A 24,764-nucleotide genomic window follows, 5' to 3' on the forward strand; every position below is an offset into this window, starting at 1 on the left:
CATATTGGTATTGAAAAAGACGGTGAGGTGGGTCAAGCGTTCTCCTTCCTTCACATCACAAAGAAGATCCATGCTTACTAACTCAAATACCCCAGGATCGATGTCCATCCGTTCAGGAAGTCTTCTAAGCAATACCTCTTTCGTCTCTTCAATCGTTTGCTGGTCCAATGTGTGACTCATTTGAATCATCCTCTCCTGTTGATAGCTCAACAATACCTTGAATCTGACCTCTCAACATCTCGGCTTGTTTCATATAAGCCCTGGGCTTGTTTAAAACAAGCCCAGGGCTTACGTAGGAAAAACGGTCATTTTCACCAAACACGCACTCATTTTTCATTAATCCAAACATCGCAAATACACATTCATGAATAGACGGAACAACGTGATTTCTTTATGCCTTTGACTTCTCACCAAAACCATTTGTTTTCGCCACGCGACAACATTCCTTTTCCCGGATCCGAATTCTGGATTCAGGCGAGAGCATTTCCCTGGAGATGGACTTTTAAATCTAAAAGCACAATAACAAATTTATAGTAATCCCTTTATCTATTTAGTCCGAAATATGTGTACGAACCCATAAAAAAGAAAAAAAGACTTGGAGCGAACGAATCGCTACAGGTCTCCTTTTTTCTCTTAATCTAACGGGTTACACGCCAATCCCGAACCTTTTTACCAACTTTGCTTTTTCCACACCGCTTTTGGGCTATTTTGTTTATACGTAGTCACAACGACTTTCCCTGCTTTATCTAATACCAGTGTTGTTTTGGTCGGCGAGTGGTACAAAATCTTCGCGCCTGTGTTTTTATCTACGTACTTCGTTCCATATGCCATTGCACTGGCAAATTGTCGTTCAGTAATCCCCCGTTGTCCTGCTCGTTCTGCAGCATGTTTAGAAATCTTTTTAACCGCTTGCTTTCCTACCCACTGTCCAACTAAGCGAACTACAACTGCAATGATGATAGGCGCGAGCGGAAGCGCCATTACTTGGAAACCCGGATCTTTACTATGTTCAGATTCAATCAAACCTAATTCTGCATTATCATAGTAGATTCGAGCATCAAATTCTTCAAGTCCCTCGTGGTAATCAACAACATATTGTTCGAAATCGAGCTCGCTTTCGTCTTGCATGGCATAGCTAACGTTAGGACCGATTACACCGAACAAAAATACAGTTAAAATAACTCCAGTAATCCACTTGTACATACGCTTACTCCCCCCTTATTCATATGTCTCATACATTTTTGAAGCAATAAATTCAATTTCATATGTTTCACCAAGCTCTTGTTTCAAGCGTTTAGTAAGGAATTCACCTTCACTATTATGTTGTTTCTCCTTGACCTTTCCGTCTGTAGTGAGTGTATCGGTTTCCCAGTCCACCCATTCCCCAAATCGACTAACCCAGTCATGAATATCTTGCTTCAACGAGTCAGAAATCGGAAAGACGTCCAATTCCACATTGTAGTGGCAAACTGCACACCAGATCGGGTCCGCCCCAATATCCGCTTCTACCTTAATACGTTTTAAATCTTCACAATTACAAATGTTTTTCACCGATCGATTACCTCCTTAACTCTAAGTACAACCTTTCATTTTACGATTAATAAAATGTACATTATTTCCTGAAAATCCTTTTCTTGTTGGCGTCGATTTTACTTTCTCATACTCTACTCACCTCTACAACACCGATTTTTAATTTCAATAAAAATGAATAATTGGTCGTATCATAAATTCAAAAATACTCATAATAATCATATTTTTGGACGTTTATCGGGATATCTTCAAATCTAACTTTTTACTTCGTCAATTAGTGTATACCTATATGTAATCTAACGATCACACTTTTTCAGTCATGTATTTAAAATAAAACGGTAAGCGCCAAGTCTGTCTATCATCAAAAAGACGAACCTGACATGTACTACGTCAGACTTATAAAACGACATGAATCGCTACAAACTACGACCATGCTGATGCAACTGATTCCCCAGGATCATATCCACCGAAAATGCGATCACAACTACAATAAACACTACTGCGAAGAAAGAGACCATTAGTCTGCATCACATAAATTCCTCTAACGGTTGCACCCGTAAACTGGCCACTTGTTGATCAGATAGGCAGATCTACGTAACATTTTTCAGTTTTATGCCAGACAGAGCGCCGCTTCAGATCAAACGAAATGCATGTCGTGTCAATTTAACTAGAGGGCATGATGGTCTCATTATCTACATTCCTAAAAAAGCAGAACTTAAGGAAACCTGGCATACATTTAAGGATATCTTACGCATTCCAGAACTATAAAAAAGAATGTCGCTACATCACATGCAAGGTTCTTTTTTATATACACCATACTAGAATTTAAGTGTAAACATTTCGACGTCGAAATGTTTACACTTAAGGTAACATGGTTAATATAGACGATGTTAAACTTTGTTCAAAATCTTCACACTGAACAAACACAATTATTCCTCCGATCCATCAATACCAATAAATACAATGGAGTTATCTACTTTTATCAGTGTCGTACATTATGAATTTAAGCGCTTTTGGAATTGAACATTATAATTTATAAGCCATTTTGATGACCTCCTACAAGTTGTAAACGTCCTATTTGTACATCTTAAATTTCTATATACAGGTTCCATGTCAATTCAAATACGAAATTGAACCAAAACCATATGATATACTAAAAAAAAATACCGTGGAGTGAATAGGATATGACCTCAAACGAAACAAAAGTAAAGTCATTTCGTGTCTCTGAAGAAGTGACAGAACATATTCAACGTTTAATGCAAGAACGACACCTAACGACGAATCAATTGTTTGAAGAATTCATTCAATTAGCTGATAAACAATCACCAGACCCATTAATCGACGAAGAAAATGGTGTACTTGAAACTACACTTAATCAGATTACTTCACTCTTTCAAGAACGAGCGCTTCGCTTAGAGAAGCAACAAAAAGAAACTCAACGTATGACAATTCAATATACCGAAACGATACGAGAACTCGAAGACAGTGTTGTGAAGGAAAGTGAAGAGCTAAATCTAGAGTATGAAGCTAAAGTCATGCATCACCAGGAAGAGCTAGAGCAACTTCAACAGCAATTGGACCAACTACACACAGATAAACAAGACTTACTAAATGCACTAGAGACGGAGAAACAATTAGCGAAAGAGGAGCTAAAGGTTCATAAAAAGATGATTTTTGATTTGGAAGGAACCATTCGAAAATTAGAAGAGAGCCAAAAACAATTAAATCGCCAAAACCAAAGTTTAATGGATGCTGTAGATGAATTGAAAAGCAAAACGCGTCGGAATGATCAACTCGAAGAAGAGAATCAAAAACTTCACTTAGAAGTGCAACTTCTTCGACGCGAGAAAGAAGCTTTTGAACATCGACTACAAGAACAGGTAGAGCTTGCTGTTCTTCGGGAGCGAAATCTTCAACAGAATAATTCTTAATTAAAAGGGCCGAAGAGAAGTCACATATTGACTATTTCTTCGGCCCTTTTAATATATAGACTGCGCTCTTTTAAAATAGATAGTTGCTTTTCTTAGGTTTTTGGGACTTCTAACTGGTTAGGCTTCATAGAAGCCGCGTCTTCCCCCCATTTATATAAAAAATGACCCACCGTGGTCCGCATTTTAAAGAGGCGTGGTGGGTTCTATTACATCAAACATAGCAAAACACGTCAAAATTGTATAGCTAGTAGAGGGAACTTACTACAATTGTTTTTAGAAAAATCACTCATGCTTTGATCTCTCAATATCAATTTTCACACGAGAAATATACATATTTCTCGATACCCATCAAAAATGAACGAAAAGACTCTTTACTTTTCCGGATCCGATTTCTAAACCTAGGAAAGAGTAACGTGTATCATTGATCCTGTAAAACAAAAACATGTGTTTTCTTCTTTTAGTAACACATAAAAAAGCACCCAATCTACGTCACAAGTTGACGCAGATTGGGTGCTTTTTGTCCTGATGATACAACATCGTATTCAGATCTTATCAATGTGTTGATCAAATACAGTTAAATCATGAGGACGAATCGTCTTGAAAAACTTTCGAATCTGGCCCCTCTTCACGACTTCATATCGCTTCAAATGTATACAAAAGTCTAGGAGGGTATGCTGACGTATGAGTGTTTCCTCTTCCTCTTGGTTTACGATGTACAATTCAGCATCTGTGATGACCTCTCGAATATCCGCGTCATCGCTACATATCAACCCAGCGCTCATCAATCTCGCGGCAGCAAGACTATGCATTTCGCCCAAGTCACTCGTATGTTTGAGTGGCCGACCTTCTCTTTTTTTCTTTTCATCCAGTTGTTGGAATGCCAGGCGAACTTCCGTCAGATAAACGAGATAAAGGTCATATAGTTCATCCGTCGCGATCGATGCTTCCGATTCAGGATCGAATAGCACCCACTTCCCATCATGGATGAACGTGTCGACCCTTTCTCTTACCGAAGATGTCTTCAGTTCATTCAATACCTCTACATGGATAAGGACTTGTTTATAGAGACTATTGATCCAATCGAAAACATCGGCTTGTCGAAAACTTGCCGCATGAATGATGATGTTCGCATCGATGAACACCGGCTCCTTAATCATGGGCAGTGTCCTTTTGAAGACGACTGATTTCATCTTCCTGTAACGCTTGAGCCAACTCAGGTCGATAGACAGAGAGTTTATTGGCGGCGCTCAACCGTGTCATTCGATCTTCTTCTACTGCTTTGACGACTACTTGTTCATAGGCTGGAAATGATTCGAAGCGTTGAGCTTGATCCAGTGGACTCGGGGCAATCCCTAGTCTGCTTCGTTCCTCGCGCCAATCGGATTCCTGTTCACTTAAGTCAGTGAATCGATAATTGAGCTCTCGGAGTCGTCTTACAACCGATACGTATGGCACTTGGGCCATATCTGCCAAATAGATGATGGCAGACTTCGTATCATATCCATCCCTCAGCTTTTCCCAGACTTCTTTTGTCGTACTCTTCGGCAACATGATCGCAGCGGCGAATCGATCGGCTGCCCTTTCGTGATCGAATCCATCGACTTGCCACTCGCTTGCTTCAGACAAGTGCCATAGTTCATGAGCCGCGGTAAAGTAACGCATGCGCAGCGGTTGGTAGGAGTTCAATGCGATGAATTCTTCTCCTGACATATGCTTGATCGCGACGCCGTAATATGAGTCGTCCTCGACATATTGAAAGATGAGGTTCGCACGTTTGGCCAATACCTGCTCAATGTAAGCGCCAATAAAGACGTGACTGTCAATGACTTGCTCTAAAAAGTCGGCCGCGAACGCTTCTGCCGTATCTTCCGCAAATTTTGTAGTTGGCTTCATCATAAATCACCCTTGAGAACGACGTAATCCTCTATCGCAAATTTCAGACGCTCAAGCTCCATTTTGGACCGTCGATTTGAGAGTGTCCCGCGCAACTCGACCGTCATCCGCTCTTCTCTCATTGAAGCATCAGTTGTCAATTCGTTGACCGATACACCTAATGCCTTCGCGATCGCAACGATACGTTGTGGTTGGATGACACGGCTCTCATTCAACATATGACCGACCAATGCCTTGCTGACTCCGATTTCTTGGGCCAACCATTGTTGCGGCTTTTGATGATCCTGTAACCATGTTTTTATATTGTTCACGATGATTGTATTTGAGTTCATGATGACACCTTCCTTCTAATTTGATTATACCTCTCTTTGCATCAGTCTACAAATTAATAAAATAAAATTGTAGACAAATCCGATTCTATGCATCAGCAGGAGTCTAATATTTATTCGATATATAAAGACACCATTCTTTTTGATAAGTAATGGTGTCATGTATAAGAAACTTATTCGATTATTTTACCTGTAACTTATAATTCAACCGATTTTCCTATCAGGAAAAGTCTCTTGATCGATATATATGATAAAAATCAAACAAGCAAGATGAAGCGATATAATTACCAACGAATCTAATAATTCATCAATTTTATTTGTAGAGGCTACATACAAAGATATGATCCCACCTCCACCTATGAAAATGATTAATAACACTTTCCTCCAGTTTTTAATACGAGGCTTTTTAAATAGGGAGCGCAAGATGATTCCTATTAAACTAAACAAGAGAAGAGCAATCAACAGTATTGAAACGACCGCAAAGAAGTCGAGCATTTGTATATTACCTAACCAAACCATCATGCATAGACTCATGAAGCTCATAAGTAACATCCATAGTAAAAAGGCAAAAAATGCAGGACGAACAAAGCTGAGAGTCAGCCGATATAGGTCTTCTAGATCTCTTAGAAAACCTCCTGGAACAGTACTACCTTTTAGATTATGTAGGCGTCTGATTTCTATGTTTATAACAGACATTACGTCTTGATAGTTAATACTTTTCTCATTAATCCAATAGAATGACTTTGTGGCAATCTGACTGTCCCCGACTTGACTCATTTTATATAACGCGTCATTTAATTCTTCTCTATCCATAGTGTCCTTGTTAAGACTTCGATGTACAGAAAATAGAGCATCCAATTGATCATTGTATGCAGTCAAGTTTCGTTCTTCTTTCATATCGAAGTATTTTTTCAATGTTGAAAAAAGATAGAAAAATATAATCATCATTACAACGAAAGTAAATAACTCCAAATAAGGGAGTTTGTAATTTTTTCCTAACTCTTTAAGAAATATAGAAATTAAATTGTTTAACATTTAATCTTGGTAACCCTTTAGATACTGGTCCAAGGCCCGTTTAATGATTTCATCTTCAGAGACATGCTCTTTTTTAGCGGCTTGAGTCAACCCGACATATAAAGGATCCGTTAAATCAGCAAAGCGAATCTGGACACGCATTGGTTTCACAGAGTTAGTTTCGACTTCGAGCACGCGCTGTTCTTGACGCTCGATCAACATACGCTTCACTTCACGCAATTCTTCACGTGTCATTTCATAAACTGTTTTGTCCCCATTTGCTGTGTAATATTTCTTACTCTCAAGTAATGCGAGCTTTGGGTCTTCTGGCCATGATAAGAGTTCCGCTAACTTGGTCGCACTGAAATCTTGTTCGATCGTTTTTTCTAAAATATTCGGACCAAACGTATTCCAAAAAGAAACAAAGCGATTCACTTGGGAATGAGACATCCCAATCTTCGCTAAGAAGTCTTTCCAATTTCCCTCTTCTTGTTTAAATTCCTTTTTTGTTTCCGGATCACGGAACAACCTATTTGCATGCGCAAGAATACGGCATTTTTCGACAAAACTTGTCGCCTGAATCGCATCAATGTGATTATAGTATTGAACAATGCCTTCCATGTCTTCGGGCAGTTTTTTTGTGATAATACGAGAAAGTCCGGTTGCTGGTAAGGACTGATACGGGTTCGTAATAGTCGTCGTTGCAGAAAATTCTTTGACAGCTTCCACTTGATCCGTACGATCTTCACTAGATTGTGTTCCTTGTTTCACCGGTAAATTAGCACTGAATGTCGAAATTTTAGGCGTATGTTTTTTACGAGGGCGACTCATAGAGAAAGTACCTCCTGGGCAAGTTGTAAATAAGCATCCGTTGCAGGACTTTTATGATCAATCACGGGTCTAGATTCACGTTGTAGGGTTTGTACCTTAACGGCATACGGGATCGTTGTAAGGACAGGAATACCGACCTCTTTCCCGAGCTCTTCAAGTTCTTCTACCGTCGTCGTATCCCCTTTAGAACGTGCACTGACCATTGTCGGGATAAACGCTGCGATATGAATATCTTCTCGGAATCGTTTCATTTCTTCTAACTCTTCAGGAGCCGAGTATACCGCATCCATCGAAAACTTTTGCATCTGTACAGGCATGATAATTCGATCTTGTGCGACAAGAGCGCAGCGCGCATAAGGATTCAACGCTGACGTCGAACCAGGACAATCAATTAAACAAATATCAAATAGTTCATCTAGTTTAGCCAACTCTTCACTGAGTCGGTACTCATAACCAATTTGACTCGTTAAATCACTCGGTGAAGCAGACCGTCTTGTCGGAACTAAGTAAATCGTTCCAGTCTCATATTCACAAGTGACGATGACTTGTTCAATCGGTGTATAAAATGGATCGTTCTCTTCGAGTAGACAATCCAATAGCACTTTCCCTTCATAGTCGTTCGTCAGACCTAATCCATTCGTTGAAGACGCCTGATCATCGGCATCAATCACGAGTACACGTAAGCCATCCCGTGCGTAGGCATGAGCTAAATTGATGGTTGTCGTTGATTTTCCAACTCCACCTTTACGATTGTACAATGCGATTTTCTTCATGACTGTTCTCCTTGTTCATCTGTGGCTTCAATTATATTGTCTGATACAGTTCGTTCAATCATTTCAGCTAGTAACTCACTGACACTACGATTATGTGCATGGGCATACTGTTGAAATTGTTCCGAAAGATCACTTGGAATACGCGCGGACAAGATCGAAGATGACTTTTTCTCTTGCTGAAAAGGTTTCACTTTAAGGGGTGTATGAGTGTTCCCTTTTCGAAGATCACGGATCTGTTTGACCGTGAGTTCTTCGACCTGTCTTCTTTCACCATTAATATATAGGCCTTGCTCGACGACCTCATCGACATTATCGAGATACATGAGTTCAAAAATTTTGGATGCTGGTAGACTTGTTAGCGATGACTCTAGTGGATGCAGCGTCTCATAGGCTTTTATATATCGTGAGGCAAGTGAGGCGGACATGGAGACCGCTTCTAAAAACGTCCCCCACTCTTTTTTATCATGCATCTCAGAACGGGCGATCACTAGCCGTTTGCCAATCTCAAATACGGAAATGGTTTGTACTTTGACGAGTTCATTGATTTCGTGAACGAGGTCTTCAACTTCCTTTGAAATTGGCAGCTTTTGAACCAGTGAACTGATATTCGTTAAACCGCTCTGATAAGGGTGTTGCTCACTCGGTTTGATTTTATGAATGTTACGATTTCTGGCCTTCATACAGAATCACCTCTGGCTGTTCGGATCATGTGTGCCAACTCTCGAAACGGTTCAGATAACTGTTTTGATTCTCTGGAGCGGTATTGAATGACACTTTTTCCGCTATCCGCTGCTTTTTCAATAAATGTCGATCGCTTGATGACAGGTAAAATAGGCAACGACTCAGTCAACGCAATTTGTTCCATCGCTTCGAAATATTCTTTATCGGCTTTTAACGTATGATCCATCGCCACAGGTAAGACCCCGGCAATCTCTAAATCTGGATTATAGAATTTTTTCACCTTTTGTACGGTGCGAATGGTACTTCCTAGCTGATCAAAGACAAGCTTTTTCGGCATAAACGGAATAATGGTCGTATCGGCAGTCGACAAGACAACTTTTGAGAGTTCGTTGATCGAAGGAACTGAATCTAAGATGACCCAATCAAATTCATCTTCGAGCGGTGCAATCATGTCTTTTAATAGGAAAAGCTTATCTTGCTCAGAAAGTAGATTGATCAACCTTGCATTTCGTTCATTTGAAGGAAGAAGACTGACATGATACGTTTCGTCATCAAATAGAATATCTTTGATATCTAAATTTCGAGTATGTACATCAAACATGGTCATGTATTTGATCGTATCGGATTCTTTTAACATTAGTTTGCTAAGAGAACCCTGAGGATCTAAATCAATGAGAAGAACACGTTCCCCTAACTCTCCTAATGCATAGGCCATGTTCAAGGAACAGGTAGTTTTACCAGATCCACCTTTCGAAATGTAAAACGTTAATATGTTCATGTCCTCTCCCCTTTCTAGTTCTTATGATGCCACACTCTGTTTTATGGAACAACTAAAAATAATGAATAACTGACATATTTAAATAAATAATTTGTATACAAAGTAAAAATAAAATGTATACGTATTTTATTCACTTTTATATATCACCTGATTTGTATACATTTCGACGTCGAAACGTATACTTTTGACTCTCATCTCAAGAGAGTTTTACTATTTGAAATAAAAAAAGACTACAACTTTGGGTTATAGTCTTCGAATTTGAAATTAGTGAATGAAAAATACATAGCAACTTGAGCTAAGCCCTTATCAGGATATGTGGACACTAGAGGAGCATACAGCTTCTAACCCATACATATTTAAAGTTAAAAACACCGAACATGGAAACATCGATAGATAAGATGACATCAAATAAAACCGAAGACAATCGTGCAGCTCTAATGAAAAATACATTTACACGTCAAGTTGATAGGTTGGCTCCATCAGCGAAACAGAGAGTGATCCTAGTGTATAGACACCGTCATCTTCGTTATGTAAATGTTCAAAGATCGCATTAGTGGTGACACAAGGGGCACCGAGTAGTTTTGTCACGTACTCATAGAAAATTTCAGTTGCAAAAATTTCATCTAACATTTGACCCGTAAATACGAGATTCTCAATGTTTTCTCCAGCGTTTTTAAGTTCTAAATCTGTAATTTCATCACGATACGTCCACTGTCCATATTTTTCACTATTGTCAAAACCAGCGAATACATAATCAACATCATAGCGAATACTTCGTTTCATAGGAAAGACCTCCTAGAAGATGATATATACTTTATTGTATGAGGGGTATGTAGGATTAAGTCATCATGTATGTGACACTTTCATGATAGTGAATGAACGGTTTCTTGAACGATTACTATGATTTAAGTCGTTAGAGAATGTACATGTAATCAAACGCTCAGATCTAATCGATTAAGAGAAGAATACAAAACCATATTCTTATGAATAAAAAAGATTAAATAGAATGAATAAGAATTAAAGATAGATTAAAAGAATTAGGAAAAATGAAAGTCCGAAAATCCTTTTGACACCAACATTTTCGAGAGATTTAGAAGATTGTAAATATGTCAGGTATAGTTTCTTTTATTCAAAGAGACTATTTTTTTTTCATTTCTTTTTTGATAAATCATATCCAACAGCCAATTTTATTCGCTATATATTTGATATAAAATCGATCACATTTGATTTTTTTCCAGAGATGTAAAATATAAAAATGACCTTATGAAACACAGGTCATATACGATGCCTTTTGATAGAATGAATCAACAATGGATATAGATTTGGGATGTTTTCATACAATTTTTCAAAATGAGGCATGCCAAAAAGACCATCATGCGATCGTCAATTTTTCCACTTTATGATTTAGTTGTTGATGAAGGTAAAGAATCGGCTCATTGAAGAAGAGTTGATGCTCACTTGAATGAATTAAGTCTTCACGATGGTGAAGAAACGCTTGTTTCAAGTCAGCCAAGACTTCACGGAACGCTAATGAACCGAACGTATCACTCATTGAGTAGAGAGATTCACGGCTTACTTTTAATACATCGAAATCGAAGAACTCACCAACACGCTTACGCAACTCGAACCAAGCAATTTGAGCGTCTGAACGCTCTTGTTCTCGGATCACTTTACTGTCTTGAGATTTGTCTAACGTCAATTCAACGAGGACTGGACGTGTAATATCTTGAACGCGTTTTTTAAGCGTGAGATTTTGCTTCACCACATTTAAGAAATGACGGCTGCCTTCTACAAGGGACACTTGAAGGAACTTCAAACGATCCATCATCTTTTGAATGGCAAGTTTGTGGCCACAGTATTTAGGCAAGAAGCCTTTAATCTCGTCATAGGTAAGGATGGCTTGGTCATGTGATTGAACATGGATATCTTTTTCAACTTGTACGAGTGTACGTAACGCAAGACGCAAAGCGTTCACGTTATCAAGCGTGAGCAGTTCGGAAAGAAGATCATGCCAAATAGACGTGTACCCGGTCTTCGAAACGACAGAGGCTCCGTCAACATAAAGGTCACGATAATTCTCAAGATAATCGGTCAGTTCAATCGAGAGCACTCCAGGGAAATGCCGGACAAGCCGTAACAAGCCATGGCTCTCAAATGTTTTTAAGTTATTATGTAAAGAACGGACAGATGTATGAGCGGAAGAAGCAAGCTCTGTATCTTCCATAAACTCAATCTTGCCTTGGTCATCTGCATAAGAAAGAAGTGTAAGGACATGACGAATCCGTGACTTTGTCCACTTAAAAGAAGTGAAGCATGTAGGGATGTTATAGTGATGCTGTTCATAGCGATAGTGATCAGCTCGTTTCGTCCAACGAGTTAAGCCACTCATCGCGACGAGTAGTTTGTTTGCAACTAAAATGTGACGGTTTTTGTAAGCCACGTACCCTACACCTCCTCTATCCTAAAATATGCTAGTTTTAGTATCTTGTTCTTTCGAGATAGTGTCAAAGTGTGGGTTTGGTACGATGTATCGCGACCAAATTTGATGAAACGTTGATGTTAAGCCATTTTAGAGCTATAAAAATGTGTCATTTCAGTACGATGGTTTGCGACCAAATTAGGAGGAATTGCTTAAGAAAGCCATTTGAGAGTGATTCAGAGTAGAAATTTTATACGAAAAGTAGTCAAAATGTCGTTTCAGTACGACGGTTTGCGACCATTTTAATAAAAGTGTCGTTTCAGTACGACGATTCACGACCAAAACAATCGAAAATGCGGTTTCAGTACGATGATTTGCGACCATTTTTAAGAGACATACACTTAAATTTTTTTTGGTTTTTCATCAAAAAGTTGAGAAGTGTCGTTTCAGTACGACAAATTGCGACAAAAACCAAATAAATGTCGTTTCAGTACGATGATCTGCGACCAAATTAAGAGGCGTGTCATTTTAGTACGGCAATTTGCGACCAAATTCAATTAAAATGTCGTTTCAGTACGTACTTTTACGAATCATTTCACCCTAAAGCGAACAATTTGGTAAGAATGTTTTTTCTAAATTACTCATAAGTGTCATTTCAGTACGACAAGCTTATGCAACTAATTAAAAAAATGATTTTGTCCAAATCGCATAAATGTAGTTTGATAGGATACAGCTTATAATTAAATACTGGCACTCACCTGAATTTAATCATCACTTCATCTAAAAACGTTCCATGTGAAACATAAACTATAGAGTAAGCATTGAAAAGAAGAAGCCTTTAATATAGCAGGCTTCTTCTATGTTTGTATCTATTAAAGTAGCAATGTATCGGGATGATTTAATAGCTCCCATGATTCAAGCGGGTAAAACGTGAAGAAATAGTAGTCGCCCGAACGATGCCAATCTTTCAAAATAAATTCATGTTCTTTAATGCGATCAAGATTTGCCTCAAGTTCCCGCAAGTTCTCTGACTTTCGTGATTTATTGAAGCGAATCGAATAAGTAAATTGACGCCAATGCCGACGAACCGGGCTTTGCTCCCCTGTCTGAAGCGACGCAATACGTTCTTTTTGAAGAACGAATGCCAAATGATAGGCAAAGCTCCCTTTCAACTGTTCAATCTGTTCACCATAGATACTGACGATTTGCTGCTTGAGTAGATCATCATACACTTCTTCAGCTACTGTGACGATGACCTGACTATCCGCAAGGGTTGTGGCGTTCTTGATGGTAACGGAGGAAAAGAGGCCCCGGATAAAGAAATCGCCTTCTTCATTGTGCCCAGCTACTCGATAATAACCAAGTTTCATAAGGCGTTTTGTTGTTAAGTCATAGCTCTTTCCACTCTTGTTAGCATAGAGTTTTTCAACTAATTGAACGAGTGGGAAGATGATCTTGCGACTCGTTTGGAACGAGATATCCCGGTATGACAAGATCTCGGTGAAGGCCTCGAAGTCTTTCGCATCTAAATCAGGCACTTTACCATTTAACTCTTGAATAAACTCTTTACTAACTAGAACAGAAAGGTTCTGTGGGACGCCATCTTTATATTTGGGGACGACCGAGTTGTAGTTCAAAAGCTCGAGGTTAAGCTGTGACGCATCATTGAGCTTTTCATCAAGTTGTTCTGTTTTATTTTTGATGCGATCAGACATCCCGAAAAATGGAATATCAACAGCAAGTGTTGGCGAATGATGTGCCACACGCTTGGTTGAATCAATTTCCTTTGCAACTTCCCCTAATATCATGAGCACATCTGTTTTTAACGTCGTAGTTTTTTGATTGACGGTTTTTTGAGACCAGTACGGATACGTATGAATTAGTTGGTTTGGATCTTCTGCCCACTCTTCAATCTCTGTGATACAGAGATTCATATAGTCTTCAATTGTTTTCACGTGAAACTCTTTGTAAAGTCCCTCAAGACCTGCAACTTTTACATAAGCTGAGATCATGTCGTGTTTGGCTCGCAGTTCTTTATTATAACCACGATTCTCTTGATAATTTCGCACGGCTGTTTTTACCCAGCGGCGTTTTAGTTTCATAAAAGAATAATAACGAATCTTTTTATAGGCGCTTTCGATATTTTCAAGCGCATAGTGCTCTTGATAGAGCGTTGAGACAAATTTATGAATATCAAAAATGGATACACTATGGAGGATCTCCTCCATACCATGCTGTTTAATAGTATTAACCGCTTGCGAAATAATGATTTGTTGGGAGCGGCTGTTGGAGGATGAGTGGTTCTCCATGTTAATCACCTCTTCTTCACTAAATATAGCATATTTATAAAAAAGCATACTTTTGTAGGTCATTTTCCATTTGATATATTTTATTTCAAATACCGTAAAAGTATGCGCCGGCGCATACTTTTACTCATTTAAAAAATCCCCACCCACTAATTATGAATAATAAAATATAATTTGGAGTAAATGGTATTCCGATTTCGAAACGATATAATTAAATTAATGCTAGTAATAATAAAAAATAACTGAGGTGATCTTAATATGGATACGGAACTTGTAAGATACTCAAGAGCTGGAGATGTGTTTCATTACCGGTGGGCGGCAAGAAGATGTTTGGCCTTAATATCACCAAAGACTCTAATTAATAGCATTGTGATAGAGGGGTCAAATGAAAGGAATCTTTCGGGGGAATATGTTATCGATGTAGCAGAATACTCACAATCACAAAATGGATTTGATGAAAATATAACTTATTTTCAGTTGAAACATACTACAAAGCACAAAAACAATCCTTTCATGCTTAATGACCTTAGAAATACATTTGAAGGTTTTGCAAAAAGATATAACGATTTGATAGCCAAAGAACGAATTGATAAAAACAAAGTAAAGTTTGCAATAGTTACAAACAGACCAATTAGCGATGAATTAAAAAGTCAAGTGCTGATCATTTCCAGAAGTGAAAAACCAAACAAGAGATATATGCAGACCCTTTTAAAATATACAAACTTGAATATAAATGACCTAAATGATTTTTGTTCACGAATTATATTTATGGATGGAGAAGGAGACTATGATGCACAAAAATTCGAATTGCATGCAGAAATATCTTTACTAACTGCAGGTATTGTAGACATTCCAGAAGTTGAAAAATTGACTTCCTTGGTTCAACAAAAAGCTCTTCCAGATTCTAATGGAGTTATTACTCGTGAAGAAATACTTAAAATATTTCATGTGACCTCTGAACGAGATTTATTTCCTGCTCCTCCTGAATTTGAAAAAATAGAGAAAATGGTAATGAGAAAGCAACATTCTGATATTTTAGAAGTAGTTATGAATGAAGTGAATCCAGTAATAATCCACGCCCCAGGTGGCAGCGGTAAAACTGTATTTGCTCGTCAATTCATTGAGTCTTTACCAAATGATTCAGTTGGAATTATTTATGACTGCTTTGGTGGGGGGCGCTATAGAAATAGAAGTGAAACAAGACACCACCATCGTCAAGCATTGACTCAAATGATTAATGAACTATCAATGAAAGGTTATTGTGATCCACTTATTGTAAATTATAATGCATCGGAAAGAGACATAATTAGAAAGTTTCTTGAAAGATTAGAGGTATCTATAAGTAGGGTGAAACTGAGAAACGAAAAGGCGAATTTGGTGCTAATTATTGACGCTGCCGATAACGCTGAAATGGCAGCAACGGAATTTAATGATAATTGTTTTGTTAACGAACTACTTCGCGAACACCCAATAGCGGATGTTAAAGTTGTGGCATTATGTAGAAGCGAACGATTACATATGCTAAAGCCTAAAAATTATATTAAGACTATAGAATTAAAAGGGTTTACAGAAAGTGAATCTTTTTATTTATTAAAAAACCACTATCCTTATGTAAGTATTGAAGATGGAATTGAATTTCATAGGCTTACAAACGGTAATCCAAGAGTTCAATCAAATGCATTGGGTTTAACAACAACAATTTCTGACATGTTTAATAACTTAGGTAGTTTTGGCACAACTGTGGATGAACAAATAGAATCACAACTATCATACGCTATAGATTTATCTAAAGATAAACTTAGTGATGTTTACCAACAACAAATTGATTTAATTTGTACAGCTTTAGCTACGTTGCCACCATTTATCCCAATCAATATTTTATCCAAAGCAACGGGGGTTGAAGAGGGGACAATTACAAGTTTTGTATCTGATATAGGAAAATCTTTATGGATTACTGATAACGCTGTACAGTTTCGAGATGAACCTACAGAAACTTGGTTTAAACTAACTTTTGCGGCATCTTCGAAACAGATTAGTTTTTTCCTTGAGCAAATCAAATCGCTTTCCTATGACTCTGCATATATAGCATCAGCATTACCAAGCTTAATGTTACAAGCAGGAAAATATTCTGAGCTGGTAGAGCTAGCTTTATCTGATAGACATCTTCCTAAAAATCCAATTGATGAAAGGAATGTTAGGCTATTTCGTCTTCAATTCGCATTTAAGGCTTCAATGAAAGAAGATAAATATTCTGAAGCAATTAAATTAGCAATGAGGGCAGGAGAAGAATTCGCAGGGAATAGTAGACAATTAGATTTAATTAAAAAAAATGTTGACTTAGTAGCACCTTTACAAGATGAGAATAGAGTTCAAGAACTCGCCTATAAACGACTACTTAATGGAGATTGGAAGGGGTCGGAAAATGTATATTCTGCAGCTTTACTCTCAACAGTAAATAAATTCAATGGAGAATCTAGAAGTTACCTAAGGGGAGCTAATAATTGGCTAAAGATATACTTTGAAAATCAAAAGGTAATGAAAGATGATCAAAAACATCCTCTTCACAATAGGTTAAAGGACGAAGAAATTTTTGAACTCACTTACACCCATCTAAATTTATTTGGTGTTGAAGCTGCATATAAATATTTAATGAGATGGACACCTGATATCTTGATTTATAACGTCTCCAGAATGTTGATTAATCGCCTTATAGATTTTGGAGAAGTTGAAACGGCCAACAGCTTTGCCAAACTAGGTTTGAGAAATCCATATATAGTTGTAGCCTTCGCTTCAGAGGTTATGGAGATTGGATATATTCCAGATAAGAATGTATTAAATGATTGTCTGGAATTATTAATTAATAAACGCTCTAGAATCCCAAAAAGAAACATTAGCAGACATTATGATGAGACTATGACTTCATCACTTATCTCATTCGCGGAATTATGTGCTGCAACAAACTTACCGAAAAATAAAGTGATTCGACTAATAAATTATTATTTCCCTAGTAGTGAAATTAAATATATCGTAAATAATTATAACGATGCATATCGATCGGCTTTTTTGCGTTCAATTTCTTTAAAAATGTATCTTTTGGATAATATGACTATCAATTCGGATGAATTAGTTCCTTCAGAATTAATTGATAAAAAAAAGTATACTGATAATCAAGATGCCCGAGAAATTAAAGAACTTACAGGTGGGTTACTACCTTGGTACCTTGTAAGAATTAGATGCTTAATTAATCATACTTGTGATATTGAAATTGAATTGAATAAGGCTCAGGAAATTTCAAACAAAGAAAGGGTAAATCGATATAAAGAATATGATGTCATTCCGCGTGAAATTACGAAGATATGCTGTGACATTTTAATCTTTCATGAATTCGGATTTAGCTATAGTGTTGAATCATTCTTTGATAAGTATATTTTTAAATCAGACAATTTATTTTTAAAAGATATTTTAACTTTAGTGCGTGCCATTTATCGTTTAAATCATTTATCGGAAATAAGACTAAAGTGCGAACAGCACACTTACCAGCAAATAAACTCCGTGACAAATATTAATCCAGAAGAAAAAGCTGATTTTTATATAAAGCTTGCTCGTGCTGTAATGAACAATGATATGGATGATGCAGCTGTCTATTTTGATTGTGCAATAAATGCTTTGTCCAAATTTGGTGATGAATTGGTAGAAAGATGGGAATCGATTGTTTCTCTTGCAAATATTAGAAATGTTGATGAACACGTATGTGACGAAACAGCATACAGATTTATTCGTTGTGCGGAGTTAATTGGAGAAAGTGTGGAGCGAGAAAAATACTGGAATAGAAATGAAGCTATAAAAACCTGTGCACGATTATCCCCCGCTTCAGCTATAGCTGCATTAAGTAGATGGCGAGATCGAGAAGTTGGAAATTTCAATCACCAATTAGTTGAGTTAGCTAGCGAGCTTGTGAGTAGAGGTTATATAACCCCAGAAGTGGGTTGGTCACTTTCTTCGTTCATGAACATATATGACTTAGAGAACTTTGCATTACTTTGTTTAGATAAAGAAGAAAAAATTGAAAATCGGACTATATTGTTTAATTCAATTATCAAAGAGTTAAGGATTAATGGAGCAGAAGGAGAGATATGGACAAAAATTAAAGAAATTTCAACAGAATATTCTCTAAATAATGAATTATTAGATGATGTACTTCTTAATATGGGTAAAAACAAACTCAAAAATAACAATATACTTAACCACGAACCGGTAGCGTCGTCAGTGACTTCTAAGAGTGACGAAGTATCAAAGTGGAGTGAGTACCTACAAAGTCTAAATTTGGAGTCATCTAGTAGTATTAAAAAAGCACTAATTTTTTATCGCGAATCTGACAATTTGGGTGGAAATAGAGGAGCGTACTGGAATGAAATTTATAGACAAGTTCCCGAGGCGACAGCTAAAAATTTCATATATGAATTGATACAATCCGAGGAAATTGATTTTTACGATTTGAAACTTGGATTAGAGTTAATACCGGAAAAATGGCTAAAAAAAGTAAGTGTAAAAAAAGAATGGCCGCACTTTATGGAAATGATAGGTAATAAGCATGCATTATATTTTTTAAACAAAAGCACACTAAGTTTTTTTGTTAATTCATTGGATGCTGGCATCGCAAATCTTCCCTATATTGAAAAAGGAGTAATTGGAGCAATAACAAACCATATAGAAATGGTTAGAAGTTCCGACTTTTTTGGGATAGTAGACATACTAAGTAACCATATTTCCACACAAGAAGCTACAAAGTTATTAGATTACTCTTTATATAGATTGGAAATGTATATTGATCCTGATTATAGCGACGGTCTATGGTCCCCTAAGTTGTTTTTACAAGATGGTCTAGCAAGTGCTCTTACAGGATTTATTTGGTCTGCTTTAGGGTCGCCGAAGTCATCAATACGATGGTGTGCAGCACACAGTGTTAAAAGATTAGCAGAGTTTAATTGTGAAAATGAAATTGACCAGTTGATCAACTGGATGGAGAAAGATACAGTTGGAGCCTTCGGAAATTTTGAATTCCCTTTTTACAATCTTCATGCAAGGTTATTTTTGTTAATTTCGTTTGCACGAATTTCAAAAGACAAAGCAGAAATACTATTACCTTATACCGAAAAATTTCGTTACTTTTATCATGACTTTTCTCATTTTTTGATTCAAAAATATTCAGCCGATATTTTACTAAATATTGGTTCAATAAATGGCAATGAATTTGAGTATGAAGTATCAGATTCAATTCTGATAATTAATGATAATGAATTGGAGCCGGTTGAAGAAAATACACATTCGGCGTTATTTGATTCAGATTATAAGGAGATAAATCAAAATAGCCTCGATTTTCATCATGGCTATGACTTTGAACGTTATTGGTTCGAGTCTTTAGAATCCGTGTTTAATATTGCAAATGGTATGATTGCACGCCTTGCTTCTAATGTGATAATAAATGACTGGAATATTGATTTTAAAGGTGACTATCTAAATGATCCACGACAATATTTATGGAGAATGTCATATGAACAAGAGAATACTTACCATAGTCATGGGAATTATCCCTCAATAGAAACCTATAGTTTTTATCTTTCATTCCATTCAATGTTTAATGTTATTGGAAAAATAATTAACAAAATTCCATTTGCCAATCGTGAAAACAAAGATAAATTTGAAGAATGGTTGGATAGACACTTGTTAACCCGTAATGATGGTTACTGGTTGTATGACAGACGAGATCCTATACCTTTAGCAAGCAGAGGGGGTAATAGTTTAGAAAGTAATGAATACGATGAAATAAATGACTTTCTTGAAGGGATTTTTTCGAAACGAAATGAAGAAATATGGCTTAATGTTTTCGGGACGTGGACTGAAACAGAAGGTAATAAATCTGAAGAATTTAACATAGCTAGTTCTCTTGTATCAGCGAAAACATCTGATGCACTTTTAAATGCTTTAACTACATGTTCCGACCCTTATGATTTTAAATTGCCTGAATATCAGGAAGAGCGAATGGAAATAAACTCAGGAGATTTCAATTTAAAGGGCTGGGTGTATCAAGAGCCACTTACTGAGGGTGCCGATTACTTTGATCCTCATTCTAAACATTTGCTGTATCCAGCATATAAAGTTGGAGATACCATTGCTAAGCAAATGAACTTGTATTCTGATTTGGAAAATAGAGAATGGAGAGAAATAAATGACTCAGATACTTCAGTAAATTGTGAAATGTGGGCCCCTATGTCTACAGAGAGTGATGAAAACTATATAAGACGTGGGAAATTACTTTCTGCCTCTTTGTCCTTCTTAAAAAAACTATGTAAAGAGTATAAAAGTGAGCTTATTATTGAAATTCAAATTAGAAAAAAATTAATTAGTGGATCATATCAAAGATCGGGGGAACCTTATAAATATGAGGCACCACACAACAAACTCTTTATCTTATCGGCGGATGGAAGACTCAGAGACTCGGAAAAATATCATAAACTATGGTAAGAGCCTAGTAGAAGAACTTAATTTAGATCCCGGTGTAGATACATTAGGACGATGGATGGCGCATTATATTGCTGAACAAATAAAAATTGCAGAAAATTCTACGGGAATCGAAAAAGCAGTGGCAGAAGAAAAGTGTTTTGAAACAATTCTTAAGCTTTGGGAGCACGAAGTTATTCTGCCTGGGAAAACAAAACCATTTACCGACTTTGAACCTATTTTCCGAACGCTTAATAGACTTGATCCTGAACGTAATCAAAATTACTTTTTCGATAGAAGTGATTCATCAAAAGGAGATTCAGAAGAATTTAATTCTTTGCTAGATTTAGCAATAGAAATTGATAAAGTTGCTCGGATATGGATTTTGCATATTCTGAATAAAGCTACAAAAATCTCTACTAACGAAGCTACAATAAAATGGTTAGAAATTTCAAAAGGTCAAATAGAGAAAAATAAAATGACTGTATTGTACGAGGAGCTAATTTGGGGTAATGATGATTTTACAGATAGTGAAACGCAAAATGATATCGATAGATTAAGTTTTAATATCAAAAATTTAGAAAAATTCGAAAAAATAAATCAATTAATCATGGAAGAATATAAAAGTGAAATTGAAAGAATATTAAAATCTAGAGATTAAAAAGTTCTAAAAAGTAAATTTAATTTTGATATTAATTTAGAGGAAGAAATTTTTGTTATACATTCAATAGAATGAGTACCAATTATCATTAGTTGGTACTCATTTTATCTATTTTAAAAATAGTTTCATAGGTATTAAAAGTGTATATAAAATAGTAAAAAGTCTAAAAGTAGGAAAAGAATATTCTGACTAACTATACACTTATTTATAAGGTAAGTTTGCATTCGATATGTTTGAAAGATGACTAAGTGTTTGTAGATATTCATTTGTTGTGTTGATTGATTCGTGACCAGCTAACTGCATGACCTCAATCAACGAATTTCCGTTCGCCAGGAGCTTTGTGATATAGGCTCGGCGGAACCAGTGGGGTGGGCTCTTCTCTTCGTTCGCAACATGGTCGACCGCCTGATGGGTCATCAGCCGTAGAGACTCATAGGTGAGCGCCTTATTGGCTTTTTTAGTGCTGAAGGCGATGAAAGGGGACGAGACTCCCTCAATCATCATCAATGCCTGCAGCCGACTCACGAGATGGTTCGCCTTCTCGGTGAGCGGGATGCGGCGCCACTTGTCGCGCTTTCCCTTCACTTCGAGGTAGAATGAATGCTGATTTCGTTTTACGTCAGTGAACTTTATTGATAATAGTTCTGCAGCCCTCATGCCAGTCGTCAACAACAAATAACCGATCGTCTCGTTCCGGAGCTCCATGAGCTCCTTTTTTTGCGCTCGTTGAACCGTGTAACGAAACGATTCAGCAATGCGTTCAATTTCTTCAAAATCAACTTCCCGACGAAGGGGTTCTGGTCGCTTCTGATTTTTCACATGAAAAGCTAAGTTGTGTTGATGATAGTTATTGATGTGAAGGTAAGTCAGGAGACGCTTTAACATATTGTTCTTGCGTTGTGCAGTGCGAGGTGAATATTGCTCGTTTACGTCAAACAAATAACGATGAATATCTAGAACGGTTAAGCGCTTTAGACCTTCAGTTTTGGTCATCATAAAACTGAGAACGAACTCGAGATCTTGCTTATAGGCACGACGCGTGTGCGGACTCTTATCAGCGTAGATTGGGAATAGTTCCGTTGCCCAGAACAATTCAATCACTTCGATGTCAGTTAACGTATCGAGATCGATATGGTCCTTTTTCAACGCCTCGGCTAATTTTGGATTTGCCCCGGTCAATTCACGCAATGCCACTTCGAACGCCTGCTGCTTTTTCTTGATCTCCATACCTCTTCCTCTTTTCTAATCAATTTTCATACAAAATGAAACTTACGAACAGTAACTAGTGATTTTATGTGTAATACATCTGTATTTTTGATTATTTACAGATGTTTTTAAAAGATATTCTAGTAATTTAAAAGTAATACATTAGTATCTGTGATTTCGGATATAAACCATTAACTTGTGATAACCTTATATTATCACAAGTTAAGGATTTTAAGATGTAAAAGTTCGTTATGTAAATGTTATGATTTTTTTGGTAAAATTATAATGGGTGGTAAAAATGATTAAAAGTAGTTGGGATAAAATTGAACTATACATCATATCGCTATGGCTTCTATTTATATTAATAATAGTAGTAACCATTGATGTCCCTATATGCATAAAGGATAATTGTTCTTTTATTGGTTTTGATAAATTAATATTAAAAAATTTAATTCCAATAGTTTCATTCTCTTTTTTCTTATTAGGCGTAGTTTTTATGTACAGATTCAAATATAAGCTTCAAGGTAGTCAAAGAAATAATATAATAGTCAAAAAAATTGAAAATCGGAATTATGAACATTTGACTTTTCTTACTACTTATATAATTCCATTGATTGCTTTTGATCTTACTAAAATAAAGTATGTAATTGTTTTATTTCTGCTATTGGTAGCAATCGGAGTTATGTATGTAAAAACAAATATTTTTTATACTAACCCTACTTTAGCTTTGTTAGGCTATAGAATTTATAGAATAGATGCTGAAGTTAATGGGAACTACATAGAAGGAATTATAATTATTTCGAAAGAAAACGTATCCTTGAGTGATACGCTTAGTTATAGGAAAATTCACGAAGATATCTATTATGTAAGGGTGAGAATATGAACTTAACAGAATTAAAGCAAGAACTTCAAGTTTTTGTATCTGAATCTAGTAGATTTGTATGCGAAGTTTATTTCATTCTAAAAAAGGAAAACGGAAATGAAATTAAATTTGCAGATATTGATGCTGAAGATCAAGAGACTTTAAAGGTAGATTTTCTAGAACACTTAAATGAAAGTATTGTTTGTAATGCTGATCTTAGGCTGGTAGAAATTTCAAGAATTGAAGAACGAAAAAACTTCATATTCAAATACGATTATGAAGAACCGATAGAGGAATTTTCGATTTTTTCAGAGTTTCAAGGTGAGCGAGATTTTGAGATGTTTTCATTCTTAGTCGATAACTTGAATGAAATAACAGGAATTGTATTTGTTTTAAATTATGACAACAATAAAATAGTATCTTATAAACATAACTATCCTATAAATCTCTATAAACGTGATAGCAAAGCGATGGGACTAATTAAATCAAGAGAACGCTTAATTCAAATACCTGAAGATATTCTAAAAGTATATCCAAGTACAGATTTTTTTTATTTTAATAATAATCTCTTTGTAAAAAACCTAAAATTATTGGAGAGATCTTTCTCTTTCCACGAAATAATAAAAAAAAGTGCAACAGAGTGTATTGAATTATTAGAAGCTTCAAGTTTAATCGAAAATTTGAGTGATATAAGCTCAAGAATAGATGATTTGAATTTTGCAAGAAAATTAGCAGATATAAAAACACATTCAGAGGTATTAAATAATTTAAACTTTAGTAAAATCCATGATTTTATAAATGCCTATGAACCTTTAAAAGACAAGTTTAAGGTAAATGAGACAGCGGATATGTTCGTTTTAGATACAAAGAAATCGCAAAATTTGTTTTTAAAAGTACTAAGAGATGACTATTTGGTTTCTCTGTTGACGGAAACTTACTATCAAAGTACTAGCAAAGATAGTGTGGAGGTGTAATAAATTTTCTCACTTCCAGTTTAACCTTAACCTTGTAACGAAAAGTTAGTCATTTTAAAGAAAAAAAGCCATTCCATT

Annotated in this window: 20 protein-coding genes; 5 read left to right on the forward strand and 15 right to left on the reverse strand. The window is 36.3% G+C overall.

What is annotated here, in order from left to right:
* The 3 genes from KNP04_RS13905 to KNP04_RS13915 all read right to left on the reverse strand — a co-directional run.
* On the reverse strand, positions 1–180 hold a 180-nt coding region (locus tag KNP04_RS13905), incomplete at its 3' end, for a hypothetical protein (protein ID WP_214876892.1).
* A 489-nt stretch (positions 181–669) separates the two neighbouring features.
* Positions 670–1,203: a DUF4258 domain-containing protein gene (locus KNP04_RS13910; RefSeq protein ID WP_024127825.1), complete on the reverse strand. Its 534-nt coding sequence runs from the start codon at positions 1,201–1,203 to the stop codon at positions 670–672.
* Between the two features lie 15 nt (positions 1,204–1,218).
* Complete coding sequence (locus tag KNP04_RS13915; RefSeq protein ID WP_214704239.1) at positions 1,219–1,551, reverse strand: hypothetical protein; 333 nt, start codon at positions 1,549–1,551, stop codon at positions 1,219–1,221.
* Positions 1,552–2,714: 1,163 nt separating this feature from the next.
* Between KNP04_RS13915 and KNP04_RS13920 the strand changes: the two genes are divergently transcribed.
* Positions 2,715–3,461: a hypothetical protein gene (locus tag KNP04_RS13920; RefSeq protein WP_214704238.1), complete on the forward strand. Its 747-nt coding sequence runs from the start codon at positions 2,715–2,717 to the stop codon at positions 3,459–3,461.
* 542 nt (positions 3,462–4,003) lie between these two features.
* On the opposite strand, the gene KNP04_RS13925 is transcribed toward KNP04_RS13920, so the two are convergent.
* The 11 genes from KNP04_RS13925 to KNP04_RS13975 form a co-directional block, all read right to left on the reverse strand.
* Entirely contained in the window at positions 4,004–4,618 is a 615-nt protein-coding gene (locus KNP04_RS13925) for a hypothetical protein (RefSeq protein WP_214704237.1), read from the reverse strand.
* Complete coding sequence (locus KNP04_RS13930) at positions 4,611–5,354, reverse strand: ImmA/IrrE family metallo-endopeptidase (RefSeq protein ID WP_214704236.1); 744 nt, start codon at positions 5,352–5,354, stop codon at positions 4,611–4,613. The genes KNP04_RS13925 and KNP04_RS13930 overlap by 8 nt, the downstream gene beginning before the upstream one ends.
* Positions 5,354–5,686 carry a helix-turn-helix domain-containing protein gene (locus KNP04_RS13935; RefSeq protein WP_214704234.1) on the reverse strand — a complete coding sequence of 111 codons (333 nt, stop codon included), beginning with the start codon at positions 5,684–5,686 and terminating at the stop codon, positions 5,354–5,356. Before KNP04_RS13935 ends, KNP04_RS13930 begins: the two co-directional genes overlap by 1 nt.
* Before the next feature lie 201 nt (positions 5,687–5,887).
* Positions 5,888–6,580: a hypothetical protein gene (locus tag KNP04_RS13940; protein WP_214876894.1), complete on the reverse strand. Its 693-nt coding sequence runs from the start codon at positions 6,578–6,580 to the stop codon at positions 5,888–5,890.
* Positions 6,581–6,718: 138 nt separating this feature from the next.
* Positions 6,719–7,528, reverse strand: coding sequence for a hypothetical protein (locus tag KNP04_RS13945; protein WP_214704230.1), 810 nt, complete (start codon positions 7,526–7,528; stop codon positions 6,719–6,721).
* The gene (locus tag KNP04_RS13950) at positions 7,525–8,301 is read right to left on the reverse strand and encodes a ParA family protein (protein WP_024127810.1); all 777 of its coding nucleotides are present in this window, start codon (positions 8,299–8,301) and stop codon (positions 7,525–7,527) included. Before KNP04_RS13950 ends, KNP04_RS13945 begins: the two co-directional genes overlap by 4 nt.
* Positions 8,298–8,981, reverse strand: coding sequence for a DUF3102 domain-containing protein (locus tag KNP04_RS13955; RefSeq protein WP_214876896.1), 684 nt, complete (start codon positions 8,979–8,981; stop codon positions 8,298–8,300). Before KNP04_RS13955 ends, KNP04_RS13950 begins: the two co-directional genes overlap by 4 nt.
* Positions 8,978–9,760: a ParA family protein gene (locus KNP04_RS13960; RefSeq protein ID WP_214876898.1), complete on the reverse strand. Its 783-nt coding sequence runs from the start codon at positions 9,758–9,760 to the stop codon at positions 8,978–8,980. Before KNP04_RS13960 ends, KNP04_RS13955 begins: the two co-directional genes overlap by 4 nt.
* A gap of 450 nt (positions 9,761–10,210) precedes the next feature.
* On the reverse strand, positions 10,211–10,543 hold the full coding sequence (locus tag KNP04_RS13965) for a hypothetical protein (protein ID WP_214876900.1): 333 nt from the start codon (positions 10,541–10,543) through the stop codon (positions 10,211–10,213).
* 589 nt (positions 10,544–11,132) lie between these two features.
* Positions 11,133–12,200 carry a hypothetical protein gene (locus KNP04_RS13970; protein WP_214876902.1) on the reverse strand — a complete coding sequence of 356 codons (1,068 nt, stop codon included), beginning with the start codon at positions 12,198–12,200 and terminating at the stop codon, positions 11,133–11,135.
* Positions 12,201–13,051: 851 nt separating this feature from the next.
* Entirely contained in the window at positions 13,052–14,488 is a 1,437-nt protein-coding gene (locus tag KNP04_RS13975; protein ID WP_214876904.1) for a hypothetical protein, read from the reverse strand.
* A gap of 255 nt (positions 14,489–14,743) precedes the next feature.
* Between KNP04_RS13975 and KNP04_RS13980 the strand changes: the two genes are divergently transcribed.
* On the forward strand, positions 14,744–21,007 hold the full coding sequence (locus KNP04_RS13980) for an ATP-binding protein (RefSeq protein WP_214876906.1): 6,264 nt from the start codon (positions 14,744–14,746) through the stop codon (positions 21,005–21,007).
* Positions 20,964–21,644, forward strand: a complete 681-nt coding sequence (locus KNP04_RS13985) for a hypothetical protein (RefSeq protein ID WP_214876908.1) — start codon at positions 20,964–20,966, stop codon at positions 21,642–21,644. Before KNP04_RS13980 ends, KNP04_RS13985 begins: the two co-directional genes overlap by 44 nt.
* 201 nt (positions 21,645–21,845) lie before the next feature.
* On the opposite strand, the gene KNP04_RS13990 is transcribed toward KNP04_RS13985, so the two are convergent.
* Positions 21,846–22,871 carry a tyrosine-type recombinase/integrase gene (locus tag KNP04_RS13990; protein ID WP_214876910.1) on the reverse strand — a complete coding sequence of 342 codons (1,026 nt, stop codon included), beginning with the start codon at positions 22,869–22,871 and terminating at the stop codon, positions 21,846–21,848.
* A gap of 277 nt (positions 22,872–23,148) precedes the next feature.
* Here KNP04_RS13990 and kwaA point away from each other — a divergent pair, with 277 nt between their 5' ends.
* Both kwaA and kwaB read left to right on the forward strand, forming a co-directional pair.
* Entirely contained in the window at positions 23,149–23,733 is a 585-nt protein-coding gene (gene kwaA, locus KNP04_RS13995) for an anti-phage protein KwaA (protein ID WP_214876912.1), read from the forward strand.
* A complete protein-coding gene (kwaB, locus tag KNP04_RS14000) occupies positions 23,730–24,686 on the forward strand; it encodes an anti-phage protein KwaB (protein WP_214876914.1) in 957 nt (318 codons plus the stop codon). Before kwaA ends, kwaB begins: the two co-directional genes overlap by 4 nt.
* Positions 24,687–24,764 lie beyond the last annotated feature (78 nt).

It is taken from the genome of Exiguobacterium sp. CH10, from assembly GCF_018617635.1.
Lineage (GTDB): Bacteria > Bacillota > Bacilli > Exiguobacteriales > Exiguobacteriaceae > Exiguobacterium > Exiguobacterium aestuarii_A.

Excerpts from the sequence above, each read along its gene's own strand:
- KNP04_RS13945 (WP_214704230.1), bottom strand. The coding sequence starts at position 7,528 with ATGAGTCGCCCTCGTAAAAAACATACGCCTAAAATTTCGACATTCAGT.
- KNP04_RS13910 (WP_024127825.1), bottom strand. The coding sequence starts at position 1,203 with ATGTACAAGTGGATTACTGGAGTTATTTTAACTGTATTTTTGTTCGGT.
- KNP04_RS13965 (WP_214876900.1), bottom strand. The coding sequence starts at position 10,543 with ATGAAACGAAGTATTCGCTATGATGTTGATTATGTATTCGCTGGTTTT.
- kwaB (WP_214876914.1), top strand. The coding sequence starts at position 23,730 with ATGAACTTAACAGAATTAAAGCAAGAACTTCAAGTTTTTGTATCTGAA.
- KNP04_RS13950 (WP_024127810.1), bottom strand. The coding sequence starts at position 8,301 with ATGAAGAAAATCGCATTGTACAATCGTAAAGGTGGAGTTGGAAAATCA.
- KNP04_RS13925 (WP_214704237.1), bottom strand. The coding sequence starts at position 4,618 with ATGATTAAGGAGCCGGTGTTCATCGATGCGAACATCATCATTCATGCG.
- KNP04_RS13990 (WP_214876910.1), bottom strand. The coding sequence starts at position 22,871 with ATGGAGATCAAGAAAAAGCAGCAGGCGTTCGAAGTGGCATTGCGTGAA.
- KNP04_RS13940 (WP_214876894.1), bottom strand. The coding sequence starts at position 6,580 with ATGAAAGAAGAACGAAACTTGACTGCATACAATGATCAATTGGATGCT.
- KNP04_RS13930 (WP_214704236.1), bottom strand. The coding sequence starts at position 5,354 with ATGAAGCCAACTACAAAATTTGCGGAAGATACGGCAGAAGCGTTCGCG.
- KNP04_RS13975 (WP_214876904.1), bottom strand. The coding sequence starts at position 14,488 with ATGGAGAACCACTCATCCTCCAACAGCCGCTCCCAACAAATCATTATT.
- KNP04_RS13920 (WP_214704238.1), top strand. The coding sequence starts at position 2,715 with ATGACCTCAAACGAAACAAAAGTAAAGTCATTTCGTGTCTCTGAAGAA.
- KNP04_RS13985 (WP_214876908.1), top strand. The coding sequence starts at position 20,964 with ATGGAAGACTCAGAGACTCGGAAAAATATCATAAACTATGGTAAGAGC.
- KNP04_RS13980 (WP_214876906.1), top strand. The coding sequence starts at position 14,744 with ATGGATACGGAACTTGTAAGATACTCAAGAGCTGGAGATGTGTTTCAT.
- KNP04_RS13935 (WP_214704234.1), bottom strand. The coding sequence starts at position 5,686 with ATGAACTCAAATACAATCATCGTGAACAATATAAAAACATGGTTACAG.
- KNP04_RS13960 (WP_214876898.1), bottom strand. The coding sequence starts at position 9,760 with ATGAACATATTAACGTTTTACATTTCGAAAGGTGGATCTGGTAAAACT.
- KNP04_RS13955 (WP_214876896.1), bottom strand. The coding sequence starts at position 8,981 with ATGAAGGCCAGAAATCGTAACATTCATAAAATCAAACCGAGTGAGCAA.
- kwaA (WP_214876912.1), top strand. The coding sequence starts at position 23,149 with ATGATTAAAAGTAGTTGGGATAAAATTGAACTATACATCATATCGCTA.